An 8,991-nucleotide genomic window follows, 5' to 3' on the forward strand; every position below is an offset into this window, starting at 1 on the left:
GAGGCATGAGCCAGCCAGCCCCCGCCGCCACCGGTCGCCGCCGACCCTGGTCCGAGGTGACCGCCCCGCTGCGCGCCGCGGTCGAGCACTTCCTCGGCGCGCCGGTGGCCGAGGCGGTCAGCCAGACCGGCGGGTTCTCGCCTGGGGTGGCGGCGCGGCTGCGGCTGGCCGACGGGCGGCGGGTGTTCGTGAAGGCGGTGGACTGGCACACCAACAAGTTCTCCGCGCCGATGCACCGGGCCGAGGCGGTCGTCTCCAGTGGACTGTCCACAATGGCCCCGGTGCCGGAGCTGCTGGCCAGTTTTGACCAGGACGGTTGGACCCTGCTGCTGTTCGCCGACGTCGACGGCAGACAACCCTCGGTCCCCTGGCTGGCCGAGGAGCTGGACCGGGTGCTGGCCGCGGTGGCTGAACTGGCCGACGCGCTCACCCCCTGCCCCCTGGCGGTACCGGCCGCGCAGGAGAAGTTCGCGCGCACCTTCACCGGCTGGCGCAGGCTGGCCGCCGAACCCGACGACCGACTGGACCCGTGGACGCGGCGGAACCTGGACCGGCTGGCCGAGCTGGAGTCGCACTGGCCCGAGGCGGCGGCCGGGAACACGCTGCTGCACGGGGACCTGCGCGCGGACAACCTGCTGCTGACCGAGGACCGGGTGGTGGTGGTCGACTGGCCGCATGCCTGCCGGGGCGCGGCCTGGATCGACCTGCTCGCGTTGCTGCCCAGCGTGCGCATGCAGGGCGGACCGGAGCTCGACCCGGTGTTCCTGGCCCATCCCGTTGCGGCGACGGCGGATCCGGACGCGGTGAACGCGGTGCTGGCCGGGCTTGCCGGGTATTTCGTCCGCGGTGCGCTGCAACCGGATCCGCCGGGTCTGCCTACCCTGCGCGCTTTCCAGGGCGCGCAGGGCGTCACGGCCGTCGAGTGGCTGCGCGGCAGACTGAACTGGGACTAGGGCGTGTCCGCACAGTCCCGCCCGCGCTAGCCGCGCCGGTTCGGCCGCTGGCGGCACGGCCGGAACGCCCGAATCGCCCGGTATGAGGCCGTCCCGCCCGCACCGCCAGCGGCCGAACCGATCACGACTCCCGCAGACGGGACTGTGAGGACACGCTCTAGGGCGTCAGCAGGATCTTGATCGCGCCGTCCTGTTTCTTCTGGAACATCTCGTACGCGCGCGGCGCGTCGGCCAGCGGGACCCGGTGGGTGGCGAAGGACTCGGTGCCCAGCGGGTCGTCATCGCCCAGCAGTGGCAGGATGTCCTTCACCCAGCGGTGCACGTTGGCCTGGCCCATGCGCAGCTGGATCTGCTTGTCGAACAGGGTGAGCATCGGCAGCGGGTCGGCCATGCCGCCGTAGACGCCGGAGACCGAGATGGTGCCGCCGCGCCGCACCAGCTCGATGGCCAGGTGCAGCGCGTGCAACCGGTCCACGCCCGCGGTGCGCATCAGCTTCGCGGCCAGCGCGTCCGGCAGCAGACCGGTGAGCTGCTGGGCGACCTTGCCGACCGGGGAACCGTGCGCCTCCATGCCGACCGCGTCGATCACCGCGTCCGGGCCGCGGCCGTCGGTGCGGTCGCGGATCTGCTCCAGCAGGTCGGCCGAGCGCACGTCGATGGCCTCGATCCCGTTGCGGCTGGCCCGTTCCAGCCGTTCCGGCACCAGGTCCAGGCCGAAGACCCGTTCCGCGCCACGGTGTTTGGCGATCCGGGTGGCCATGTCGCCGATCGGCCCGAGCCCGAGCACCGCGACGCTGCCGCCCGGCGGGATCGCCGCGTACTCCACCGCCTGCCACGCGGTGGGCAGCACGTCGGAGAGGTAGACGAACCGGTCGTCCGGCGGGCCCTGCGGCACCTTGATCGGCAGCTGGTTGCCGAAGGGCACCCGCAGGTACTCCGCCTGGCCGCCGGGCACCTGGCCGTAGAGCTTGGTGTAGCCGAACAGTGCCGCGCCCGAGCCCTGCTCGCGGACCTGGGTGGTCTCGCACTGGGAGTGCAGGCCCTGCCCGCACATGAAGCAGGTGCCGCAGGAGACGTTGAACGGCACCACGACCCGGTCGCCCGGCTGGACCGCGGTCACCTGCGGGCCGACTTCCTGCACGATGCCCATCGGCTCGTGCCCGATCACGTCGCCGGGGTCCAGGAACGGGCCCATCACCTCGTACAGGTGCAGGTCCGAGCCGCAGATCCCGGTGGAGGTGATCCGCACGATCACGTCGTCGGGCTCGGTGAGCGCCGGGTCGGCCACGGTGTCCACGCGGATGTCGCGCTTCCCGTGCCAGGTCACAGCCTTCATGCTCGCCTCCGCGGATTCGCTGTAGCACCTGGCGTTCCCGGTGCGCGCGCGGCGAAACCCATCCGGTCAGGTGGTACTCCGGGCAGGCGCCAGCAGCGCCACCAGGCCCAGCGCGGCCGCGCCCCAGGTGGTGGCCATGATCAGCACCTGGTCGGTGAGGTCGGGGAACGGGTGCAGGTGCAGGGTGTGGAACAGCGCGTGCGGCAGGTTGAACGCCAGGATCGCCACTCCGGCCCAGCGCGCGGCGGCCGGGCTGCCCATGTGCAGCGCGCCGAGGGCGGTGATGGCCAGTGCCAGGTTGAGGCCGCCGAAGTCGTGCAGCAGGTGCAGGTTGAACGGGCCGTCGGCGGCCACCCAGCCGGTGCGGAAACCGGGGAAGTCGGTGTAGAAGGCGGTCGGCCACAGCAGGGCCCACAGGCCGACGACGGCGTTGCCGAGCGCGGACAGGGCCAGGGCGAGGCGGGTGAGAATCGGTCGCATGCCCACAGGACGAGGCAGCCCCCCGGACTGTGACAGACTGCCGGCATGCCGCATCTGGGTCTGGTCACCGTGCTGGTGCGCGACTACGACGAGGCGATCCACTTCTACACCGGGGCACTGGGTTTCCAGCTCGCCGAGGACGTCGCGCTGCCCACCGGCGCGCGCTGGGTCGTGGTGCGGCCGGAGGGCGCGGGCCCCACCGGGATCCTGCTCGCGCTGGCCGCCGATCCGGTGGAGCTGGGCCGGATCGGGACGCAGACCGGGCAGCGGGTGTGCGCCTTCCTCAACACCGAGGACTTCGCCCGCGACCACGCCAGGATGACCGCGGCCGGGGTGAAGTTCCTGGAGGAGCCGCGGCACGAGGCCTACGGCACGGTCGCGGTGTTCGAGGACCTGTACGGCAACAAGTTCGACCTGATCCAGCCCGCCTAGGCTGAGGCCATCGCCGGGGAATGTCAGGAACCTGTCAGGATCCGTTCGTGATCCGGTGGTCTCACCCGGAAGTGGGGGCAGGCAGAGCTTAGGCTCGCCGGTATGTGCGCACACATCGTGCTCGCCGAGGACGACGAGCACCAGGCCGAGCTGGTTCGCCGCTACCTGGAACGCGAGCGGCACTCGGTCGTGGTGGTCGGCGACGGGCGCGCCGCGCTGGCCGAGGTCCGGCGGCAGCGGCCCGACCTGCTGGTGCTCGACGTGATGCTGCCGCGGCTGGACGGCCTGGACGTGTGCCGGATCCTGCGCGCGGAGTCCGACCTGCCGGTGCTGATGCTCACCGCCCGCTCCACCGAGGACGACCTGCTGCTCGGCCTTGACCTCGGCGCGGACGACTACATGACCAAGCCCTTCAGCCCGCGCGAGCTGATGGCCAGGGTGCGCACCCTGTTGCGCCGTAGCCGGACCGGCAGGCCGGAAGCCGAACCGGTGCTGAAGGTCGGCGCGGTCGAGATCGACCCCCGGCGGCACGAGGTGCGCCGCGATGGCGAGCTGATCGAGTGCACGCCGGGGGAGTTCCGGCTGCTGGAAGCCCTTGCCGCGCAACCGGAACGCGTCTTCACCAGGGAACAGCTGCTGGAACGCCTGCACGGGTTCGACCGCTACATCACCAGCCGCACCATCGACGTGCACGTGATGAACCTGCGCCGCAAGCTCGAACCCGACCCGCGCAAACCCGTCCGGCTGGTCACCGTCTACGGCGTGGGCTACAAGCTCTCCGACGACACCGAGCGCCGCGGTGCGCACTAGCCTGCTCGCGCGGCTGCTGGCCGCCTCCGTCCTGATCGCGGTGTGCGCGGTCGGCGCCACCGCCTGGCTGGCCGCCCGCACCACCACCGTGGCCATCCAGCAGGAACAGGGCCGGGCGCTGACCGACGACGCCAAGATCTACGACCAGCTGCTGGGCTTCGCCGCCACCCACCCCAACTGGTCCACAGTGGACACCCTGGTGCGCGAGCTGGCCGCGAGCACCGGCCGCCGGATCGCGCTCACCACCCAGGACGGCAAACTCCTCGCCGACACCGACCCCGGAAGAACGTTGCCCGCCAAGGCCTCCGCCGTGCTCGACCCGCTCGCCGTGGACCGCGCGCTCGCGCCAGGCGCGCCCGGCGACCGGATCGACCCGCGCGCGGTCGGCCCGTTCGCGCTGACCCCGGCCGAACGGGACGCGGTGCGCCGGGCCGCGGAGGCCGCGCTGGCCTGCGTGCGGCAGCGCGCCGGCTCGGCCGAGCTGGTCACCAAACCCAACGGACGCACCACCATCGACACGGTCAACCCGCCGAGCGTGACCGGCTGCTCCCAGCTCGACCTGGGCAAACCCGGCCCCACCGAGCTGGCCGCGCTGAACCAGCTCACCGGCCTGTTCAACGACTGCCTCGGCCGGCGCGGCATCGGCCCGCTCACCCTGCGCCTGGACCTCAGCTGGTACGCCACCCGCCCGGCCGTGGCCGCCCCCGAGGAGGTCCTCAACGGCTGCCTCGCCGCCGCCCGCAAGGAGCAGTTGGACCCGTTCGTCGCCCCGCCCGCGCTGCTCTACCTCACCACCTCCAGCGGCGCCCCGGCCACCGCGCTCGACCTGTCCCCGGCCAACCAGGCCCGGATCGCCTGGGTGGCCGCGCTGGTGCTGCTGTTCACCGTCGCGGTCACCGTGCTCGCCGGGCTGCGCCTGGTCCGGCCGCTGCGCGCGCTCACCAGCGCGGCCCAGCGGATGAAGGAGGGCGACGCCGCCGCGCGGGTGCGGGTCACCGGCCGGGACGAGATCGCCAGGCTGGCCGCGGCCTTCAACGAGATGGCGGAGAGCCGGGCCCGGGTGGAGGAGCTGCGCAAGGCCATGGTCGGCGACATCGCGCACGAGCTGCGCACCCCGCTGTCCAACATCCGCGGCTGGCTGGAGGCCGCCGAGGACGGCGTGACGGAGCCCGATGCGGCGCTGATCTCCTTCCTGCTGGCCGAGTCCCGGCAGCTGCAGCGCATCATCGACGACCTGCAGGACCTGGCCATGGCCGATGCCGGGAAGCTGCGCGTGCACCCCGAACAGCTGCGGGTGGCCGACCTGCTGGGTGCGCTGGTCGCCGCGCACCGCGCCGCCGCCGAGGCCGCCGGTGTCCAGCTGGAGTCCACAGTGGACGGTGACCCTGAGCTGTGGGCGGATCCGGTGCGGCTGCGGCAGGCGCTGGGCAACCTGGTGGCCAACGCGGTCCGGCACACCCCCGAAGGCGGCCGGGTCACCGTGACCGCGCGGGCGGAGGCGGAGGCGGTGGTGTTCGAGGTCGCCGACACCGGCTCCGGGATCAGCCAGGACGACCTGCCGCAGGTGTTCGACCGGTTCTGGCGCGCGGAGAAGTCCCGCAGCAGGTCCTCCGGTGGCAGTGGGCTGGGACTGGCCATCGTGCGCCAGCTCGCCCGCGCGCACGGCGGCGAGGTCACCGCCACCAGCGAGCTCGGCGCCGGGTCCACCTTCACCCTGCGCCTGCCGAGGTAGCACCGCGTCCTGACCGCGGCACAACAGGTCCCTGACAATCGCTGCCTACGCTCGCCGAGCATGCGAACCCGACTCCGACGGCTGCTCCCGGTGCTGCTGGGCGCCGCCGTCCTGCTCAGCGGCACGCCCGCGCTCGCCCAGCCCGGCGCCACCGGCGTGCCCACCGTCACCTACGCCGACGTGCTGCCGCACCTGCAAGCGTTCCAGCACATCGCCGATGTCAACGGCGGCAACCGCGCGCACGGCACCCTCGGGTTCCGGCAGTCCCTGGACTACGTCAAGGCGCGGCTGGACCTGGCCGGATTCCGCACCAGGGTGGAGAAGTTCCGGCACGAGGACAAGGACGGCTTCAACCTGATCGCCGACTGGCCCGGCGGCGACGAGCGGCGCACCGCATTCCTCGGCGCGCACCTGGATAGCGTGCCCGAGGGCCCCGGCCTCAACGACAACGGCTCCGGCTCGGCCGCCCTGCTCACCACCGCGCTCACCGTGGCCAAGAAGAAGCTCGCCACCGACCGGCACCTCCGCTTCGCCTGGTGGGGTGCGGAGGAAGAAGGCCTGATCGGGTCCAAGCACCACGTCGGCACGCTGTCCGCAGCCGAACTGGACAAGATCGACTTCTACCTGAACTTCGACATGACCGCCACGCCGAAGCCGAGCACCATGATCGTGATCGACGCCGGCACCCCGGCCACCGCGCTGTTCCAGCGGTACTTCAAGGACCGGAACCTGCCGGTGCTGGAGGTCGGCGCGGGCGGCGGTTCCGACCACACCGCCTTCCACGACAAGGGCGTGGCCACCGGCGGCTTCATGACCCCGCTGGACGAGTGCTACCACAAGGCCTGCGACACCCTGGCCAACCTGGACCCGGCGGTGGAGACCATGAGCACCAACGCCATCATCAGCGCGGTGTGGGGCCTGGCCAAGGACCCGGCCGGGGTCGGCGACCCGTACTACCCCAAGGACGGCAACTCCGGCTACCAGGTCGAGCACTACGACGTGAAGATCGACTACGACCCGGCCAAGCCGGCCGAGCTGACCGGCGACACCACGGTCACCGCCGTCGCCCAGCGAGACCTGGACCTGTTCCACCTCGACCTCAACGGGTTCACCGTCAGTGAGACCACAGTGGACGGTGTACGCGCGGCGAACCGGCGCGAGGACGAGCATGAGCTGGTGATTACGCCGAAGCAGCGCATCCGCAAGGGCCACAAGTTCACGGTGCGGGTGCGCTACGCGGGCAAGCACGGCACCGAGGGCTGGAACCCGATCGCCGGCGGCGGCTTCAGCGCCGCGGGCGAACCGCACTCGGCCGCCAGCTGGTACCCGGCCAACGACCACCCCTCGGACAAGGCCACCTTCTCGCTGACCGCCACCGTGCCGGAGGGCTGGACCGCGGTCGGCAACGGCAAACCCGGCCAGACCACCAAGGCCGGCGGCCGCAGCACCTTCCGCTGGCACGAGGACCAGCCGATGGCCACCTACCTGAGCACGGTCGCGGTGGACCGGTTCACCCTGCGCACCAGCACGCTGAAGGACGGCACGCCCGCGATCTACGCCTGGGGCAGCGGCACCACCCCGGCGCCGGAGTCCGAGGCGCTGATGCAGCCCATGCTGGACTACTTCAGCTCGCTGTACGGCCCGTACCCGTTCAGCAGCACCGGCGGCATCATCGTCAACACCACCGGCGGCGACCTGCACGCGCTGGAGACGCAGAGCCGCCCCACCTACGTCGGCGGCATGTGGGACGTCTCGATGGCGCACGAGCTGACCCACCAGTGGTTCGGCAACGCGGTCACCATCGCCGACTGGCGCAACGGCTGCCTCAACGAGTGCGTTGCCCAGTACGCCAACCAGCTGTGGGAGGAGCACAACGGAGCCGACCTGGACAAGGGCTTCTACCGGGGCGTGATCGAGGACAACCGGCACAAGCCGGAGTTCTGGAACACCCGGCTGTACGACCCGGGTCCCGGCAAGGAGCTGCACCACGCGCTCTACGACAAGGGCTCGGCGATGATGCACGCGCTCCGGCGCACCGTCGGCGACCAGGCCTTCTTCGGACTGCTCAAGCGCTGGGTCCGCGAGCACAACGGCGGCACCGCGAGCTGGCCCGAGTTCGAGGCGCTGGCCCAGCAGGTAAGCGGCAAGGACCTGCGCGCCTTCTTCGACGCCTGGGCGCGCGGCACGGTGATCCCGGCCGAGCAGTACCTGTATCCGAAGAGCTAGCTCTCGCCCCGGTGGTCCCCCTGGCTGAGGAAGGCGAGCAGATCGGCCACGAACCGGTCCCGGGAGCCGCCCTCCAGCCAGAGGGTCACCGACGCGGTCCACTCGCCCTGCTCGGACTTCCGCCAGGGCGACAGCGACCAGGTCAGCCGCATATATCCGCGGCCGTCATATAACGCGCAGACGGATATGTCGCGGTCCGTACTCGTCCAGGACAGCTCGCCGTCCCAGCCGAGCAGGTCCAGGCGCTCCACGAACCGGGCCACCGCCATCCCGTCCGCGTAGTGCGTGACGCTCCCGGCCCGCGCCCGCAGGCCGGGAGCCTCGACGGTGACGGCGAAGGTGAGCACGCTGTCCTGGGGGTCCGGCCGGAGCTCGCGGTCGGCGAAGGTGATCGACACGCGCGGGTCCCGGGCGCAGCGCAGGGTGAGGTCGTCGGACACGGCCGTAACGTAGAGGAACATCTCGTCGCCGGGCCGGTCGATTTCCGGGCGGGCCGTTCGTCGTGGGGGCGTAGTCGAGGTTCGCGAGAAGGGACAACACCCATGCAGTACCTGCTGTTGATCTGCCAGGACGAGACCCGTGCCGACAGCGGCCCCAGCGAAGGCTGCGGCAACTGGGGCCAGGACCTGGCCGAACGGGGCGTCGTCACCGGCGGCGCGATCCTGCACCCGAGCACCGACGCCACCACCGTCCGCCTGGGCGGCCAGGGCGAGGTGCTGCTCTCCGACGGCCCGTTCGCCGAGACCAAGGAGCAGATCGCCGGGTTCGCGCTGATCGAGTGCGCGGACCTGGACGAGGCGGTGAAGATCGCCAGCACGCACCCGGGGGCGGTCGCGGGCGGGTCGGTGGAGATCCGGCCGGTGCTCGCGGGCGGGATGGACAAGGGCTGACGCGGTCCGGGAGAGGCGGGGAGGGCGCGCGCCGGATCGGCTGAGTGCCGGGCGGGCGGGCATGAGCCGGGCCAGCCGAGCACGCGCGCCGACCCGCCCCACCGCCACCGCCCCACCGCCACCGCCCCACCG

9 protein-coding genes are annotated in these 8,991 nt (G+C 72.0%); 6 read left to right on the forward strand and 3 right to left on the reverse strand.

Annotation, left to right across the window (positions count from 1 at the left end):
• The first annotated feature begins 5 nt into the window (after positions 1-5).
• Positions 6-953, forward strand: a complete 948-nt coding sequence (locus ACWDY5_RS39705; RefSeq protein WP_449727288.1) for an aminoglycoside phosphotransferase family protein — start codon at positions 6-8, stop codon at positions 951-953.
• A gap of 157 nt (positions 954-1,110) precedes the next feature.
• On the opposite strand, the gene ACWDY5_RS39710 is transcribed toward ACWDY5_RS39705, so the two are convergent.
• Both ACWDY5_RS39710 and ACWDY5_RS39715 read right to left on the reverse strand, forming a co-directional pair.
• Positions 1,111-2,289 carry a zinc-dependent alcohol dehydrogenase gene (locus ACWDY5_RS39710; RefSeq protein ID WP_449727289.1) on the reverse strand — a complete coding sequence of 393 codons (1,179 nt, stop codon included), beginning with the start codon at positions 2,287-2,289 and terminating at the stop codon, positions 1,111-1,113.
• Between the two features lie 66 nt (positions 2,290-2,355).
• Positions 2,356-2,769 (reverse strand): hypothetical protein, encoded by a 414-nt coding sequence (locus tag ACWDY5_RS39715; RefSeq protein WP_449727290.1) that lies wholly within the window; start codon positions 2,767-2,769, stop codon positions 2,356-2,358.
• A 45-nt stretch (positions 2,770-2,814) separates the two neighbouring features.
• Here ACWDY5_RS39715 and ACWDY5_RS39720 point away from each other — a divergent pair, with 45 nt between their 5' ends.
• The 4 genes from ACWDY5_RS39720 (at position 2,815) to ACWDY5_RS39735 (ending at position 7,969) form a co-directional block, all read left to right on the forward strand.
• Complete coding sequence (locus ACWDY5_RS39720) at positions 2,815-3,201, forward strand: VOC family protein (protein ID WP_449727291.1); 387 nt, start codon at positions 2,815-2,817, stop codon at positions 3,199-3,201.
• Positions 3,202-3,303: 102 nt separating this feature from the next.
• Complete coding sequence (locus tag ACWDY5_RS39725; RefSeq protein ID WP_449727292.1) at positions 3,304-4,011, forward strand: response regulator transcription factor; 708 nt, start codon at positions 3,304-3,306, stop codon at positions 4,009-4,011.
• On the forward strand, positions 4,001-5,743 hold the full coding sequence (locus ACWDY5_RS39730; protein ID WP_449727293.1) for a sensor histidine kinase: 1,743 nt from the start codon (positions 4,001-4,003) through the stop codon (positions 5,741-5,743). Before ACWDY5_RS39725 ends, ACWDY5_RS39730 begins: the two co-directional genes overlap by 11 nt.
• 60 nt (positions 5,744-5,803) lie before the next feature.
• The gene (locus ACWDY5_RS39735) at positions 5,804-7,969 is read left to right on the forward strand and encodes a M20/M25/M40 family metallo-hydrolase (protein ID WP_449727294.1); all 2,166 of its coding nucleotides are present in this window, start codon (positions 5,804-5,806) and stop codon (positions 7,967-7,969) included.
• Here the strand turns inward: ACWDY5_RS39735 and ACWDY5_RS39740 are convergent.
• The gene (locus ACWDY5_RS39740; protein WP_449727295.1) at positions 7,966-8,409 is read right to left on the reverse strand and encodes a DUF6228 family protein; all 444 of its coding nucleotides are present in this window, start codon (positions 8,407-8,409) and stop codon (positions 7,966-7,968) included. The genes ACWDY5_RS39735 and ACWDY5_RS39740 overlap by 4 nt on opposite strands.
• A gap of 102 nt (positions 8,410-8,511) precedes the next feature.
• Between ACWDY5_RS39740 and ACWDY5_RS39745 the strand changes: the two genes are divergently transcribed.
• Complete coding sequence (locus ACWDY5_RS39745) at positions 8,512-8,859, forward strand: YciI family protein (protein ID WP_449727296.1); 348 nt, start codon at positions 8,512-8,514, stop codon at positions 8,857-8,859.
• The last annotated feature ends 132 nt before the right edge of the window (positions 8,860-8,991 follow it).

This window comes from Crossiella sp. NPDC003009 (assembly GCF_053591555.1).

Coding starts and splice junctions, on each gene's coding strand:
- ACWDY5_RS39745 (WP_449727296.1), top strand. CDS start 8,512: ATGCAGTACCTGCTGTTGATCTGCCAGGACGAGACCCGTGCCGACAGC.
- ACWDY5_RS39715 (WP_449727290.1), bottom strand. CDS start 2,769: ATGCGACCGATTCTCACCCGCCTCGCCCTGGCCCTGTCCGCGCTCGGC.
- ACWDY5_RS39720 (WP_449727291.1), top strand. CDS start 2,815: ATGCCGCATCTGGGTCTGGTCACCGTGCTGGTGCGCGACTACGACGAG.
- ACWDY5_RS39705 (WP_449727288.1), top strand. CDS start 6: ATGAGCCAGCCAGCCCCCGCCGCCACCGGTCGCCGCCGACCCTGGTCC.
- ACWDY5_RS39735 (WP_449727294.1), top strand. CDS start 5,804: ATGCGAACCCGACTCCGACGGCTGCTCCCGGTGCTGCTGGGCGCCGCC.
- ACWDY5_RS39725 (WP_449727292.1), top strand. CDS start 3,304: ATGTGCGCACACATCGTGCTCGCCGAGGACGACGAGCACCAGGCCGAG.
- ACWDY5_RS39710 (WP_449727289.1), bottom strand. CDS start 2,289: ATGAAGGCTGTGACCTGGCACGGGAAGCGCGACATCCGCGTGGACACC.